The following is a 15,338-nucleotide window of genomic DNA, read 5'->3' on the forward strand; positions in this document are numbered from 1 at the left end:
TCCAACCAAATGAAATCCTTAATTTTTATTTTATTGGCATGCAGTATTGCCTTTTCCTGTGCAGATAGCGAACCAATAGCAGAAAAAAACAACAAAAATACCGTTCTTTTCCCTGAAGTTTCAGCTCCCATTCAATTGGTAGACAATGGAAAAGAACACCTTTATGCCAGTTATTATGGTATAAATTCTTTTAGCGCCAATCAAAGGTATGCGACTGTTTTAGAAACGGATATTGTAGATAGGCTCCCAACTGAAGATGATGAAGCAACATTGGGACTTGTAGATCTTGAAACCATGGATTTCAAGCCACTAACTACGACTCGTGCTTGGAATTTTCAGCAAGGATGTATGGCGCATTGGCTGGCTACTTCTCCAGATTCTCTTATTATCTACAATGACCTAAGGGAAGGGGCCTTTGTTTCTGTGATAATGAATGTTCACACGCAAGAAGAAATCAAAACCATTCCCCACCCGGTAAGTGCAGTATCTCCTGATGGAACCAAGGCTATTAGTATTAACTTTTCTCGTCTTCGCATTACCAGGAGCGATTATGGTTATGGTGGAGAAGGGCAGGATAAAAAAGAGGATGTTCAATTCCCCGAAGATGATGGACTATTTCTATTAGACCTAGCCACAGGAGAGGCTGAGCTTATAGTCTCAATGGCTGATGTCAAGGACTTGGTTCCGGAGATCCCTGAGGATGGGATTGAATATTTTAATCATACCTTGTTTAGTCGAGGAGGTTCTAAAATATTTTGGCTAGCAAGGGCTATTCCTAATAGGAATACCACATCTTTGATAGTAAACATAGATGGAACGGGTCTTCAAAGGTGTTTTCCAGACGACTGGGCAGGATCACATTTTGATTGGCTGAATGATGAAGAATTAATGGTCACTAGTTCCTATGAGGGAAAACAATATTCCCACGTATTGTATACTACAGGAAAGCAGGATTATAAAAGGCTTGGAAATGGTCTCCTGGATTTTGATGGACATGGGACTTTCTCACCTGATGAAAAATGGATGGTAACAGATACCTATGCTAGAGAGAACAAATTTCGAGAACAGAAAATCTATTTGATGGATATGAAAACCAATGCTGTGAGAACCTTAGGTCAGTTTGTAACTCCTGAATCATTCAGAGGATATTGGCGCTGTGATATCCATTGTAGGTGGAGTCCAAATGGAGATATGATTGGCTTCAATTCTGTTCATTCCGGATCAAGACAAGCCTACTTACTGAAATTAAAATTCTAATTGGAAGAAATTGTCAAATAACAATTAACCATTATCCAATTAACCATTAAAAATTACCATGTCCCAAAAGTACCTTTTACTGTTTTTTATAAGTCTTTGTCTTACTAGCCTTAGCGGAAAAGCCCAACAAGATCGACCCAATATATTGATGATTGCGGTAGATGATTTGAATAATTTTGTAGGAGAAATGGGGCATCCGGATGCCATTACTCCCAATATGGACAAGCTTATAAAAAGTGGTTTGCTCTTTTCCAATGCCCAATGTCAATCGCCAATGTGCAGTCCATCGCGAACGGCGATAATGACAGGTCTCAGGCCTTCCACAACAGGTATCTATGGTTTTATAGATGACAAAAAGATCAAGGAAACCAATGAGGCTACTCGTGAAGCCAAAATGATGCATGAGTATTTCAAAGAGCAAGGTTATCATACCATGGGAATAGGTAAAATTTACCACAATCATGCCCCGAAGGACTTATTTGATGAAAGTGGTGGACGAGCCAAAGGTTTTGGACCCTATGCAAAGCAAAATTTCCATTGGGACAAAGAGAGAACCTCGACAGATTGGGGGCCATTTCCGGAGAAAGACCAACAAATGCCGGATTACCATACTGCAGAATGGGCAGCAGAAAGGCTCAAAAGAGAATATGATAAACCCTTTTTCCTTTCTGTAGGCTTCTTACGACCGCATGTGCCATGGTATGTGCCACAAAGATGGTTTGACCTATATGATACAGCAAAACTTCATCTTCCACCTTATTTGGATACAGATCGGGAGGATTTACCCGAAATAGCTCTTGCGATTGATGATTTGCCTATGATGCCTACCACCGAATGGGCCATAGCCAATGATCAGTGGAAAAATATCCTTCAAGGTTATTTGGCTAGTGTTTCCTTTGTAGACCATTATATAGGGGAAGTATTGAATGCTTTGGAGAAAAGCAAGTATGCTGAAAACACCATAATTGTCCTTTGGTCTGACCATGGCTATCGATTGGGAGAAAAAAATACCTTTGCCAAGGTGGCACTTTGGAACAGTGCAACAGCAGCTCCTCTTGTTTTTGCAGGACCAGGTATTCCGAAAAATAAAAAGGTAGATGTGCCTGTGGAATTGTTTTCAATTTACCCTACACTCACCGATCTGGCGAAGCTTCCTTCAGCAGAGAATATAGAAGCAGAAAGTATTTATCCTCTGATACTAAATCCTAAGCTAAAATGGGAACAACCTGCTATTGTTACTTGGGCTAGAAACAACCATGCCATCGTTACAAGTGATTATAGGTATATCCATTATGAGGATGGTTCAGAGGAATTGTATCGATTAAAGAAGGATCCCAATGAATGGCACAATCTAGCTGAACAAAAGAAGTACCAGGGAGTAAAAGAGAGACTGGCCCAATACCTACCTCAAATTAATGTGAAATGGGCTAAGGAATCAAAGTACGATAACAACGAATATTTTATCCAACAAAAGATAAAACAAAGTGAGTAAAGCATTCAAAATGGGCTGAAAAATGAAATATTTTAGCCCATTTTGTTTTAACCCGGATTATGTAATAGAATTTCTCCGCCCTGACAATGTCAGGGGTGAAGCCTGTCTCGTGTTTAAGGGAAGTGTTGCAATCGCAAGAAAATCAGGCTGTTTGGAGATTTTAGCATAGCACCGCTATGGTGAAATTGAAAACAGCAACGAAGTGGCTGATTTTAAAGCGATTTCAGCACGTAATAGAATGTCTATTGCATATTTCGGGTTTAAGTACTTTATTGATATTCCATTATGCCAGATAAAAACAATCCATCTAAAAAAACCGAAATTATTGATGGACTTACCATTAAATACCACGCCAATGGTAAAACGATATGGTCTAAAGGAGAAATAATCAATGGGCAGGCAGAAGGGTACTGGGAATGGTACCGAATTGACGGAACCATCAAGCGGTCAGGTCATTTCATTAAGGGGGAAGCCGTGGGAGAATGGATTACTTATGATAGCGATGGCAAGGTTTATAAAGTGACTAAAAGATAAGGAAAAGGTTCCTGATTTAAAATTGGTCAGCAAGGAATTTGTCATCGGAGGCAAAATAGTATACTTTTAAGCTATCTGGAATGGGATTGATATTTATTCAGGAGTTTGACTATCCTGTGAATCCAATGTATTGCCAAATAATCTTTATTTATTGGTTGTTCTCCCATTGATGGAATCAATATTGATTCGATGATTTCATTTACTACGTAGCTGACCCTAAAAGGTCTCAGGCCAGATTATTAGTATAAATTTCAAGGATTCGATATCGGTATGGTGCAGCTTTTTTGAGGCCTGACATGTTGTTTCGTATTGGGGATTATAGGGTTGATAAAAGTTTGGAACCCTCCCTTTTTAAACATTAAATTATGATGAAAAAACATTTTGACATTCATAAGCCTGTTTTTTGGCCATCTGTCATATTGATTTTTATTTTTATTCTAGTTACCATAATTGTTGGTAAACCCATGGAGTTGGTTTTCTCCAATATCAAAACTTTCATCACGAATAAAACCGGATGGTTATTTATTATTGCTGTCAATGTTTTTATCGTTTTTTGTTTTTATCTGGGATTCAGTAAATATGGTACAATAAGGCTAGGAGGTAAGGATGCTGAACCTGAGTTCAGTACAAGTTCTTGGTTTGCCATGCTTTTTAGTGCAGGTATGGGAATAGGATTGTTGTTTTGGGGAGTGGCAGAGCCGGTAAATCACTATGCCAACCCTCCTTTTGGTCAGCCTTATACTGTTGCGGCAGCAGAAGGAGCCATGAACCTTACTTTTCTTCATTGGGGGTTTCATGCCTGGGCCATATATGCTGTAGTGGCCCTTTCTTTGGCATTTTTCACCTATAATCGAAAATTACCTTTAACCATTAGGTCTGTGTTCTACCCCTTGCTTGGTGAAAAAGTGAATGGTTGGATGGGAGATTGTATTGATGTATTGGCAGTACTTGCTACGCTATTTGGATTGGCTACGTCTTTGGGCTTGGGTGTCAAGCAGGTCAGTGGAGGGCTTTTCTATTTATTTGGTGTTCCAAATACCATTTTGGTTCAGGTGTTGTTGATTGCCGGAATTACTCTAATTGCTACCCTTTCAGTTGTGTCTGGCATTGACAAAGGGGTGAAGTTTCTGAGTGAATGGAATGTAAGGATCGCAGCAATTTTGCTAATATTTATAATTATAGTAGGCCCCACCTTGTTTATTTTCCGATCCTTTGTTCAGAATATTGGGAATTATATGGAAAACATTCTACAGGTATCCACCTGGACAGAAGCCTATAGGGACAATGGCTGGCAAAAAGATTGGACAGTATTTTATTGGGCCTGGTGGATTTCTTGGTCACCTTTTGTAGGAATGTTTATAGCTAGGGTGTCGAAAGGGAGAACCATAAGGGAATTCATATTTGGCGTATTGTTGGTGCCAACCATCCTTACCTTCTTTTGGTTGACTGCCTTGGGTGGTTCTGCCATACTGCTGGACATGCAAGAGGGACTAGTTGGCAATACCCATAGTTTAGCCAAAAGTATTGTTGCTGATGAATCCATAGCCTTGTTTGTTTTCCTAGAAAACTTCCCTTACTCAGGTGTTGGCTCAATCATTGGGATATTATTGGTAACAAGCTTTTTTGTTACCAGTTCAGACTCGGGATCCTTAGTAATAGATAGCATTACGGCAGGAGGTAAGTTGGATGCACCTGTTGGACAACGCATCTTCTGGGCGACTACAGAAGGTGCAGTGGCAGCTGTTCTATTGATTGGTGGAGGTCTTACAGCTTTAAAAACAGCCGCGATAACCACCGGACTGCCCTTTTTAATCATTTTGCTTTTTATGTGTTATTCCCTTTTAAAAGGATTGAAAGAAGAATATGCCAGGGAAAAACATTTGGCTAAAGAAATGGATAGAAAGTTCTATGAGAAAAAATTATCAGATGTGATACTTAAGAAACTTGAAAATGACAATGATTCAGAGGGATAAACCATGGATGGCTAGGAGCCCGTCTTTTGTAAGATAGAATTACTACAAATTAGTCATCTTGTTTCTATTATGGGTTTACTATAGTTACGCTATCTTCCAATGTCAATGCTTAATCCTCTCACAGTTAGGCAAAGCAGGCAAAAAGAGGTTTTTCGATTGTTTTTTGGAAAACTGAAGGTTTCTTTGGTTACTTTTTATTTCATACTTTTGCGCTATATTTAAAGCTTATGCAAACAGATATTAAAATTGCAGTATTGATCGACGCGGATAATGTACCATCCACTCAGGTCAAGGAAATGATGGAAGAGATAGCAAAATATGGCAATCCAACCATTAAAAGGATTTATGGTGACTGGACTAAACCTCAGTTAGGTAAATGGAAAAATGTGCTTTTGGAGAATGCTATAAATCCTATACAGCAATATGGTTATACCACAGGTAAGAATGCCACCGATTCGGCAATGATAATTGATGCCATGGACATTTTGTATTCAGATAAGGTCAATGGTTTCTGTTTGGTTTCTAGTGACAGTGATTTTACCAAATTGGCCACTAGGCTACGTGAATCTAGAATGCTGGTCCTTGGAATGGGGGAGAAAAAAACACCTAATCCATTTATAGTGGCTTGCGATAAATTTATTTATTTGGAAATTCTTCACAATCAGAGTGAGGAGCAGGAGAATGGTAAAAATAAAGCTAAATCATCTGTTCAAGTTGATAAAATTAACCCGAAACTTATCCGATTGATCTCCAGTACAATTTCTGATTTAGCAGATGATGATGGATGGGCTTTTATGGGAGATGTTGGAAATTTACTTCAAAAGAAGCAACCCAATTTTGATTCAAGGAATTTCGGATTTCAGAAATTGACACCGTTAGTGAGTTCTATAGCTAACTTTGAGGTAGAACAGAGGGAAAATCAAAATGGCAAACACAAATTGATCTTCGTAAGAAACAAGGAGTAAACTTATTTTGAGCTAGGGTATTTGGGATGGGTAAATGTAAATGTGGTACCTATCCCCACTTCTGAGGCTACCCAAATATCACCCCCTAATATTTCGGTGATTTTTTTAACAATTGCCAATCCCATTCCTGTGCCCCGACCTATATTTTTATTGTGAAGGCGCTGAAATAGAACGAAGATTTTATCAAAGTAATCAGAATCTATTCCTATTCCATTGTCGCTGACTTGAAACAGGTAATCTTCCTCTCTTTCCTCCATAGATAAATGAATCACTGGAGGGCGGTTTGGATCTGAATATTTCAGCGCATTACCTAAAAGGTTTTGAATAAGTAGTGAAAAGAAACTTGCATGACTTAGAATTGGGACCAATGGACCCGAGGTGATTTCGGCCTTTTTTGCTGTTATTTCTGATTGAAAAGTTAGTTTTAAATTTTTTAGAATATGACTGGGGTCCACGCGTTCAGGCTCTTCGGTAATTTTGTTAATTCGAGAATATTCTGACAAGTCGAGAATCAATTCCCTCATACGACCGGCGCCGTCCACAGCATAGGAAATATAGGTATTGGCTTTTTCGTCCAATGAGTCACTGTACTTTTTTTTCAGTAATTGCATGAAGCCCGAAACCATCCGTAAGGGTTCCTGTAAGTCGTGAGAGACCACAAAGGTGAAATGTTCCAATTCCTTGTTTTTTGTTTCTACCTCATTAAGTGATTCTTTTAGTTTAATCGTTCTCAATTTGAGTTTTTCCTGAAGAGAGTATTGTTCTCTTAGGCTATTTTCCAGCCTGGAAAATAATTTGGGTATGAGAAAAGAAAATACAGCACTTAAGAAGATTAAATTTGCAGATACGGTTATCCAGTGAAGCAAATCAGGATTGGGAAGGTTGGGAAGATAAACGATTATTTTAAAATATATCAATAAACTAAAAACAGTACAAGTAAAGAGGTTTAGATAAAAACTAATAAATGCTTGCTTACTAGGTAAAAACAGTATCATTAATAGAGATACAGACAAAAGATACATTAATCCTGGACCATAATTCCCAACAAAAAAAATGAGGGAGGCTCCAGTTCCATAGAAAATTAAAAAAATAGCCCATTTCCGAAATTTAAGGCGGATACCAGGAACTAAAGCTGCGATTACTGATATTATAAAAGCGGAAGAATCAAAAATAAAGATTGCAATATGATTGCTTATATAAGCCATTATCAGCCCCGGAATGAGCGCAATCAAGCAAAAGGGCAATAAAAAAGCCAAGCCTGATATAAATAGCCTATCTCTCCAATCGTCTAAATGATCGGCCTTCTGTTCTGTGGCCAAACAAATGGTTTTGATATACTTTAGATACTTATCCCACATGAATAATATTTGCTGTTTGTTAAAAAAAGTAGACATCCATTTTTTGTTCAGGACTACCCTAAAGCCATTTATATGGAATTGGATTGACGTTTAAAACTAGTGAATATTTTTTTGCTTAAACAATCTTCTTATAATTTATATTGCGCAATTATGTTAATGGTTCAAATTTTGTAGTCAACTATAAATAAAACTTTTGTAAAATAGGAGGTAACTTGCTGTTTTTTATTCAAATCCATTAATAATAATATTTTGAGAAGTAAAATTGGAAGGAATTCTTTACTTATTGCTGTTTCGGGATTTTTACTCTTAGAGTCCGGTATCTATTTAGGTTACTTAGAAATGGGAATATGGCGTATTCTTGCTACTGGTTTTGAGGCAGGAACCATAGGTGGTTTGGCAGATTGGTTTGCTGTGAGTGCTTTATTTTATGAGATACCTATTCCATATGTCAGAAAACATACAAATATAATTGTAAAAAACAGAGAGAAATTAACTGAGGGGATAGTTGATCTGGTGACTACAAAATGGTTGTCTCCAAAAGTTCTCGAAGAGAGGCTGATGCACATTAAAATTGCAGAGGGCTTATTGCAATCATTAGAATCGGGTGAAAATTTAAATAAACTTTTAGGGTTCTTTGGCGGTATCTTTCGACGGATTTCTGGTGAAATGGACAATCCTCAGTTGGTAGTTCTGGTACAAAAATTACTTAAAGATAGACTTGATAGTTCAGATATTGCCAAGCCTACCGGGAAATGGCTACAAGGTATTGTGACGGAAGGAAAACACCATGAATTTATAGCCATTGCAATTGATCAATTTTCTATTTCCATTAAAGAGCCTGAAACCAGAGCCATTGTTTTAGGAAAGTTGAAAAGTGCATTAGCATCCTACGCAAGTAGGGATTGGGTGAAAAAATCCGCCGTTTGGTTAGGAAAGAAAACCGGAGGAATAGACCCAGATTTAATGATTGACAGAATCTTAGATCTCGTGCTTGCCTTTTTGGAAGAGATAAAAGATAATCCAGCGCATCCAATTCGAAAAAAACTGGAAAATTATGTTATGGAGTTTGCTACTAACCTAGAATCGGGAGATGAGAAGACTCTAGCCTACGTTGATAACCTCAAAAGAAATTGGGTTTTAAATGACCAAACCAAAGGCATGATAAATAAGGTGTTGAATAAAATAAAGGAAAACATGAATGAGCAGTTTTCTTCTTCAGACACACCATTAATGCAATTATTGAGCAGGCAGTTGGGTCGGTTCTTGAACGAACTTCGAGAAGATAATAGCAGTAGAACGCAAATTGACATGTGGTTGAGAAAAACCATTACCCATCTTGTGACCAAATACCATCATGAGTTGGGGGGAATGGTTAGGAGTAGTCTTGCGAAATTGGATGACAAGGGAATAATGCTCCAGATTAAAGACAAGGTAGGCTATGATTTACAGTATATACGCCTAAATGGAGCTGTAGTTGGTGGTTTGGTAGGACTAATAATCGCAACAATAAGGTGGGCTATTCATTGATTTTACCAGAATAGGCAGGTGGTTGATTGTCAGTTGCTAACTGACTAGAACCAATATTTATTGCGGCTATTATGAGTTTTATTGCACATTTCAAATTTGATTAAAATTGAGTTTAAATGGCCTATCAAAACCGTTCAATAAAGAAGCTAGATTAATTATGGTGAAATTATAATTATATCTAAAAAATGAATGATTGTTGTTTATTGTTTTGAAAAAGGCTAAAAAACCTTATTTTTATTTAAAATCATTTCTCGCAATCAATTTTGATATGAATCAAAAATCTCCAAAAATATTAAGCTTAGCTCCAAAGCATATTTTGGATGAGATGGATGCTTTAAATAAGGTATTAGATCAGGGACTCCCATTTAAAAAGTTAGACCATAATATACTGATAGCGACTTGGAATATTCGTGCTTTTGGTGGGCTCACTGAAAAGTGGGAAGCTGAAGATTCAGATTCTCCAAAAAGAGACCTACACGCTGTATTGGCTATCGCTCAGATAATCTCTAGGTTTGATATAATAGCTGTTCAGGAGCTCAAAGGTAATTTGAAAGCCTTCAGACATATGCTCAAACTATTGGGCAATCATTGGAGTTTTATTTTAACAGATGTATCAGGAGGAGATGAGGGCAATGACGAAAGGATAGGGTTTTTGTTTGACACCAGAAAAGTAAAGTTATCCGGATTGGCTTGCGAACTTGTTGTGCCCAATAAAAAGGCTGAAGAAATCAAGGAGGGGGCTTTCGATAGGCAATTTGCCAGGACCCCTTATGCAGTGGGCTTTAAAGTAGAGGATAAAACATTTATTCTTGTAAGTGCACATGTCTTGTATGGAAAACATGCTTCTGAGCGAGAAGGTGAATTAACGGCCATTGCCAAATGGCTTCGCGAGTGGGCATCAAGTATGAAATCTTTCGACCAAAGCCTGATTCTTTTGGGTGATTTTAATATTGATAGGATGGGGGATCCAAGGTACGATGCCTTTGTGTCTTCCGGTTTGTCGGTACCAGAAAACCTATGGAATGTAAGAAGAACATTAATAGACAATCAAACGAAATTTTATTCGCAAATTGCTTGGTTTGAAAATCAAAACAAAATCCCTCAACTTTCTATTCGATACCTCAACGGAGGGATATTTGATTTTGGACCTCATATTATGAAAAAAGCTAGATTGAGCCCCTTCCAATTGTCATGGAGAATTTCAGATCATCTCCCGCTATGGGCAGAGTTTTCTACCCGTGGCTAATTTCTGATTAAGATTCGATATATTTAACCGTGGAAAAAAAATAGGTTTATGATGTTAAGGTGTTTTATAATTGGCTTATCCTTTTTATTTTTCAATTGTGAAAATAAAACACATCAGGTAGATGAAAATACTAACCTGAAAATTAATGAGATTCAATATATTGGCACTCATAATAGCTATAAAAAGGCAATACCTGAGGAGCTTTTGGAGCAAATTAAGCAGGAAAACCTTGAAATGGCCAATAGTCTTGATTATAGCCATCCTACTATTTGGATGCAACTTGATGCAGGATTACGATTATTGGAACTGGACATTTACCATGACCCAGAAGGAGGACGATTTAGTAATCCTCTTGGGAAAGAATTGGTAGCACCAGAAAATTGGGATGCAGGTTTTGACCTCCCGGGCTTTAAAGTATTTCATGTACAGGATATAGATTTTTTAAGTCATCATGCTTTGTTTAGGGATTATTTGTCAGATTTAAAAAACTGGTCCTTATTACATCCCAATCACTTGCCAATTTTCATCAGCATAAATGCCAAAGATGCCAATTTCCCTGATCGAGGTTTTGCAACAGCACTTCCATTTGATCAGTCGGTATTTAGTTTGGTAGACAAAGAAATAGAAGACTTTCTAGGAGTTGAAAAATTAATAAAGCCAAAAGACGTAAGAGGGTCGTTTAAAGATCTAAGGACTGCTATAATCGAATCAGGCTGGCCGGAATTATCGTCATCTCGGGGTAAATTTATTTTTATTTTGGATGAAAGAGAACCAAAAGTAGCTGAGTACCTATCTAATTCCAAAGAGGGAAATGAAGGGCATATGTTTGTCACTGTACCTGAAGACCATCCCATGTCTGCAATACATATTATTAATGATCCCATTCAAAATCAAAAACAGATAAAGGCTTTGGTGGAAAAAGGTTTTATAGTAAGAACCAGAGCTGATGCAGGGACAAAGGAAGCGAGAGCCAATACTACTGAACGAAGGGAAATGGCATTTTCCAGTGGAGCCCAATTGATTAGTACAGATTATTATGTAGCTGACCCAAGGTGGGAAGGCGCTTATGCAGTTCAATTTGAAGGAGGGAAGTACAGTCGTATTAATCCCTTGTTTCCAAGTGAGATGGAAGAAGACATCGCTTTATCTGAAGAAGTAAAACCTGTAATAGCTCTTGACCCAGAAACTTTTACTATTGCGAAGGAGCAAATGAAAGGGCTTGTCTTGGATGTTAGAACGAGTGAGGAGGTAAAACATGGGGTTATTTCTGGTGCAATTAACATGGACTTTCTGCAAGAAGATTTTTCTAATAGAATCACAGAATTGGATAAAAATGAAACAATTTTGGTGTATTGCAAAGTAGGAGGGAGAAGCGGAAAGGCCGCTGATTTGTTGGTGAAAAATGGATTCAAACATGTTTACCACCTGGAAGGGGGGTATGATCGGTGGAAGAATAGTGGTTTTCCAGTGGACGAATAATTACAGCTTTTATAAAATTTTACAATCACTTTTGCAGATAGCTATATGAAATTGAAAATTGTTCAAGAGGACCCATGGTTAGAGGATTACAAAGAGGAAATTTACCAGAGATGGGTTAGGTTTCAATTGGCATATAAAGAGTTAGCAAACGATGAAAAAGGGCTAATTGAATTTGCTTCAGGGCACGAGTATTTCGGAATTAATTTTGACATTAACAGGCAAGCCTGGATTTATAGAGAATGGGCACCCGAGGCCGAGGCACTCTTTTTAATTGGAGATTTCAATAATTGGGATAGGTCTTCTCATCCACTGCAAATGGACCAATGGGGCGTTTGGGAAATAGTTTTACCCTATTCCGAATACAAGGATAGGTTGGTTCATAAGAGTTTAGTGAAAGTCCATGTTGTTGCTGTCAATGGCAATATGGATAGAATTCCAGCTTATATTCGTAGAGTGGTTCAGGATGAAGAAAGCAAAGACTTCTCCGGGCAAATATGGGCTCCAGAAAAGCCCTTTATATGGACAGATAAGGCTTTCGAACCAGACTTTCCAATAGATGGATTGTTGATTTACGAGTGCCATGTAGGGATGGGACTTGAAGTAGAGGCTGTAGGTACTTACCTTGCCTTTGCTGATGAAATTTTACCTAAAATTAAAAACCTGGGATACAATGCTATTCAATTAATGGCTGTAATGGAACATCCCTATTATGGTTCCTTTGGCTATCACGTTTCTAGTTTTTTCTGTCCTTCAAGTAGGTTTGGTACTCCAGAAGATTTAAAGTACTTGGTGAATAAAGCCCATGAACTTGGGTTAGCGGTTATAATGGACGTGGTACATTCACATGCAGTTCAAAATGTTTCTGAGGGTTTGAATGCTTTTGATGGATCAGATCACCAGTATTTTCATGAAGGACCCAGGGGATATCATGAGGTATGGGACTCCAAGTTGTTTGATTATGGAAAATGGGAGGTAAAGAGATTTTTACTTTCCAATTTAAAATATTGGTTAGAGGAATTCCATTTTGATGGGTTTAGGTTTGATGGGGTTACTTCCATGCTTTATTTTCACCATGGGCTAACTACATTTGATCATTTCGAAAAGTACTTCCATAAAGATGTGGATTGGGATGCCATAATCTATTTACAACTAGCCAATGCACTTATCAAAGAAGTTAAACCCTCAGCCATTTCCATTGCAGAGGATGTTAGTGGTATGCCCGGCTTGTGTAGATTACCAGCCGAAGGTGGGGTAGGATTTGATTATAGACTTGCCATGGGGGTTCCCGATTTTTTCATCAAAATGCTGAAAGAAAAGAAGGACGAGGAATGGGATATTCTTGAATTTTGGAAAGAATTAAGTGATCGCAGGTATAAAGAAAAAACCATAGCTTATGCGGAGTCGCATGATCAGGCGCTTGTAGGAGATAAGTCCATAGCCTTTTGGTTAATGGATAAGGAAATGTATTTCCATATGCAAGTCGACGATGAGAACATCATTATCGATCGTGGAATCGCCCTTCATAAGCTTTTAAGATTATTTACCATAGGCTTAGGAGGTGAGGGATACCTCAATTTTATGGGTAATGAGTTTGGCCACCCAGAATGGGTAGATTTCCCTAGAGAAGGCAATAATTGGAGTTATCAATACGCTAGAAGGCAATGGAGTCTTGCAGAGGATAAAAAGTTAAAATACCAGTACCTGCTAAATTGGGACAAAGCGATGATAGCAGTTATGAAAAAGTACCATGTATTATGCTCTCCTTTTGCAGATCAGGTACATGCTGACCCGGAAAATAAGGTGATTGTGTTTACCAGAGGAGCCTTGCTGTTTGCTTTTTCTTTCAATCCTCAGACTGCCATTGCAGATTATAAGTTTCGAGCGCCCTATATGGGACAATACAGGCTTGTACTCAATTCAGATGACAAGCAATTTGGTGGATTTGGGCGGATAGACAATAGCATGGCTTATTTCACTGATCAAAAGCAGCTTTTAAGCATTTATATGACCAATAGAACGGCTTTGGTTTTTGAAAAATTCGATTGATTAATTCCAACTTATATTTGGTAGAAGTTGAAATAAATTGGAAATCAGTTAATAAGTATTGGTCTTGCTCCTTTTTTGATTAATATTACCCTTAAATTATAGAAGACGAGTCTATGGCAGTAAATATCGTGATCGCTGGTGCTGGTGATATGGGTTTCCACCTAGCAGAACAGCTTTATTACGAAAGTAAGAATATCATTCTGATTGATTTGGATAAGGATGTATTGGACAATATTGGATCTAGGTTGGATGTATTGACAATTGAGGGAGATTCAGCATCAATTGAAATTTTGAAGAAGGCCAATATTCACAATGCTGAGCTTATGTTGGCGGTAACTACTTCCGAAAAAACCAATATTTGTACTGCCGTATTGGCCAAACAACTGGGGGCAAAAAAAGTAATCGCCAGAGTAAGAAACCATGATTATTTATACAAGGAGAACAAAATCTATTTTGAGAACCTAGGAATAGATTCCATTATTTCTCCTTCCATGCTTTGCAGTAAGGAAATCTCTCGCTTAATGAAACGTTCCAGCTTTTCTGATGTTATAGAGTTTGAAGGTGGAAGATTAAGTGTTGTTGGCATTACTTTGGACCGGTACTCACCATTGATTAATAGAAAGCTTTCTGACACTAGGACAGATCCAATTTTTAAAGAAATAAGGATAATTGCCATAGTAAGGGATCAGAGAACAATTATCCCTAGAGGAGATACTTATATCCGGAACAATGATCATGTGTTTTTTATCTCCAATAACAAATCTGTAAACACAGTAAAAGACCTTGTTCACCACAAGGAAAAAGAAATCCATGATGTGATGATTATCGGTGGGGATGATCTTGCCTATTCCACAGCCAGAGAATTGGAAGATGATTATGGTGTTACATTGATCCATAATGATAAGGAGCGTTGCAAGTGGCTCGCGGAAAGATTGGATACAGCATTGATAATCCATGGAGATTACAAAAATATCAACCTCTTGATAGAAGAAGGGCTTGAAACCATGGATGGTTTTTTGGCATTGACAGATAGTTCTGAAACCAATATCATTACGAGTCTAAGTGCAAAAAATCATGGCGTGTACAAAACCATTGCTCATGTGGATACTAGGGAATACATTCATATTTCACATAGTATAGGAGTGGATTCTCTGATTAATAAAAAGCTGGTAGCAGCAAATCATGTGAGCAGGTATTTGAAAAAGGGACAAGTAGAAGCAGTTTCCGGTATACAGGGAGTGGAAGCAGAATTTGTCCAATACGCTGTTACAAAAAACAATAAATTGACCAAAAAGAATTTGAAGGCACTCCATTTCCCTGATACTGCTGTAGTGGCCGGCGTGATTAGAGGTGAAGAAGTTTTTATTCCAGATGGTGAATTTCAATTGCAACTTCATGATAAAGCCATCGTTCTTGCCCTACCTGAAGCCAAACCTGTACTGGAAAAATTATTTAACTAAT

11 protein-coding genes are annotated in these 15,338 nt (G+C 37.9%); 10 read left to right on the forward strand and 1 reads right to left on the reverse strand.

Going from position 1 to position 15,338, the window contains the following annotated elements:
• Nucleotides 1–9 precede the first annotated feature (9 nt).
• The 5 genes from CA2015_RS19095 to CA2015_RS19115 all read left to right on the forward strand — a co-directional run bounded on the left by CA2015_RS19095 (nucleotide 10) and on the right by CA2015_RS19115 (nucleotide 6,221).
• Nucleotides 10–1,257: a TolB family protein gene (locus CA2015_RS19095; RefSeq protein WP_048643339.1), complete on the forward strand. Its 1,248-nt coding sequence runs from the start codon at nucleotides 10–12 to the stop codon at nucleotides 1,255–1,257.
• A gap of 58 nt (nucleotides 1,258–1,315) precedes the next feature.
• Nucleotides 1,316–2,749, forward strand: a complete 1,434-nt coding sequence (locus CA2015_RS19100) for a sulfatase (RefSeq protein ID WP_048643340.1) — start codon at nucleotides 1,316–1,318, stop codon at nucleotides 2,747–2,749.
• A gap of 285 nt (nucleotides 2,750–3,034) precedes the next feature.
• Nucleotides 3,035–3,283 (forward strand): toxin-antitoxin system YwqK family antitoxin, encoded by a 249-nt coding sequence (locus CA2015_RS19105; RefSeq protein WP_048643341.1) that lies wholly within the window; start codon nucleotides 3,035–3,037, stop codon nucleotides 3,281–3,283.
• Nucleotides 3,284–3,648: 365 nt separating this feature from the next.
• Nucleotides 3,649–5,256: a BCCT family transporter gene (locus tag CA2015_RS19110; protein WP_048643342.1), complete on the forward strand. Its 1,608-nt coding sequence runs from the start codon at nucleotides 3,649–3,651 to the stop codon at nucleotides 5,254–5,256.
• 227 nt (nucleotides 5,257–5,483) lie between these two features.
• Nucleotides 5,484–6,221 (forward strand): NYN domain-containing protein, encoded by a 738-nt coding sequence (locus CA2015_RS19115; RefSeq protein ID WP_048643343.1) that lies wholly within the window; start codon nucleotides 5,484–5,486, stop codon nucleotides 6,219–6,221.
• Between the two features lie 2 nt (nucleotides 6,222–6,223).
• Here CA2015_RS19115 and CA2015_RS19120 read toward each other — a convergent pair whose 3' ends face one another.
• Nucleotides 6,224–7,615 (reverse strand): ATP-binding protein, encoded by a 1,392-nt coding sequence (locus CA2015_RS19120; RefSeq protein WP_084011902.1) that lies wholly within the window; start codon nucleotides 7,613–7,615, stop codon nucleotides 6,224–6,226.
• 213 nt (nucleotides 7,616–7,828) lie between these two features.
• On the opposite strand from CA2015_RS19120, the gene CA2015_RS19125 reads away from it, so the two are divergent.
• The 5 genes from CA2015_RS19125 to trkA all read left to right on the forward strand — a co-directional run bounded on the left by CA2015_RS19125 (nucleotide 7,829) and on the right by trkA (nucleotide 15,337).
• Nucleotides 7,829–9,106, forward strand: a complete 1,278-nt coding sequence (locus CA2015_RS19125) for a DUF445 domain-containing protein (RefSeq protein WP_048643345.1) — start codon at nucleotides 7,829–7,831, stop codon at nucleotides 9,104–9,106.
• A 268-nt stretch (nucleotides 9,107–9,374) separates the two neighbouring features.
• Nucleotides 9,375–10,352 carry an endonuclease/exonuclease/phosphatase family protein gene (locus CA2015_RS19130; RefSeq protein ID WP_048644637.1) on the forward strand — a complete coding sequence of 326 codons (978 nt, stop codon included), beginning with the start codon at nucleotides 9,375–9,377 and terminating at the stop codon, nucleotides 10,350–10,352.
• 48 nt (nucleotides 10,353–10,400) lie between these two features.
• Nucleotides 10,401–11,831 carry a Ca2+-dependent phosphoinositide-specific phospholipase C gene (locus CA2015_RS19135; protein WP_084011904.1) on the forward strand — a complete coding sequence of 477 codons (1,431 nt, stop codon included), beginning with the start codon at nucleotides 10,401–10,403 and terminating at the stop codon, nucleotides 11,829–11,831.
• Between the two features lie 45 nt (nucleotides 11,832–11,876).
• A complete protein-coding gene (locus tag CA2015_RS19140) occupies nucleotides 11,877–13,877 on the forward strand; it encodes an alpha amylase C-terminal domain-containing protein (RefSeq protein WP_048643347.1) in 2,001 nt (666 codons plus the stop codon).
• A gap of 113 nt (nucleotides 13,878–13,990) precedes the next feature.
• Nucleotides 13,991–15,337, forward strand: coding sequence for a Trk system potassium transporter TrkA (gene trkA, locus CA2015_RS19145; RefSeq protein WP_048643348.1), 1,347 nt, complete (start codon nucleotides 13,991–13,993; stop codon nucleotides 15,335–15,337).
• Nucleotide 15,338: the final 1 nt, after the last annotated feature.

Source organism: Cyclobacterium amurskyense, assembly GCF_001050135.1.
In the GTDB taxonomy this organism is placed as follows: domain Bacteria; phylum Bacteroidota; class Bacteroidia; order Cytophagales; family Cyclobacteriaceae; genus Cyclobacterium; species Cyclobacterium amurskyense.

Excerpts from the sequence above, each read along its gene's own strand:
- CA2015_RS19095 (WP_048643339.1), top strand. The coding sequence starts at position 10 with ATGAAATCCTTAATTTTTATTTTATTGGCATGCAGTATTGCCTTTTCC.
- CA2015_RS19100 (WP_048643340.1), top strand. The coding sequence starts at position 1,316 with ATGTCCCAAAAGTACCTTTTACTGTTTTTTATAAGTCTTTGTCTTACT.
- CA2015_RS19105 (WP_048643341.1), top strand. The coding sequence starts at position 3,035 with ATGCCAGATAAAAACAATCCATCTAAAAAAACCGAAATTATTGATGGA.
- CA2015_RS19110 (WP_048643342.1), top strand. The coding sequence starts at position 3,649 with ATGATGAAAAAACATTTTGACATTCATAAGCCTGTTTTTTGGCCATCT.
- CA2015_RS19115 (WP_048643343.1), top strand. The coding sequence starts at position 5,484 with ATGCAAACAGATATTAAAATTGCAGTATTGATCGACGCGGATAATGTA.
- CA2015_RS19120 (WP_084011902.1), bottom strand. The coding sequence starts at position 7,615 with ATGTCTACTTTTTTTAACAAACAGCAAATATTATTCATGTGGGATAAG.
- CA2015_RS19130 (WP_048644637.1), top strand. The coding sequence starts at position 9,375 with ATGAATCAAAAATCTCCAAAAATATTAAGCTTAGCTCCAAAGCATATT.
- CA2015_RS19135 (WP_084011904.1), top strand. The coding sequence starts at position 10,401 with ATGATGTTAAGGTGTTTTATAATTGGCTTATCCTTTTTATTTTTCAAT.
- CA2015_RS19140 (WP_048643347.1), top strand. The coding sequence starts at position 11,877 with ATGAAATTGAAAATTGTTCAAGAGGACCCATGGTTAGAGGATTACAAA.
- trkA (WP_048643348.1), top strand. The coding sequence starts at position 13,991 with ATGGCAGTAAATATCGTGATCGCTGGTGCTGGTGATATGGGTTTCCAC.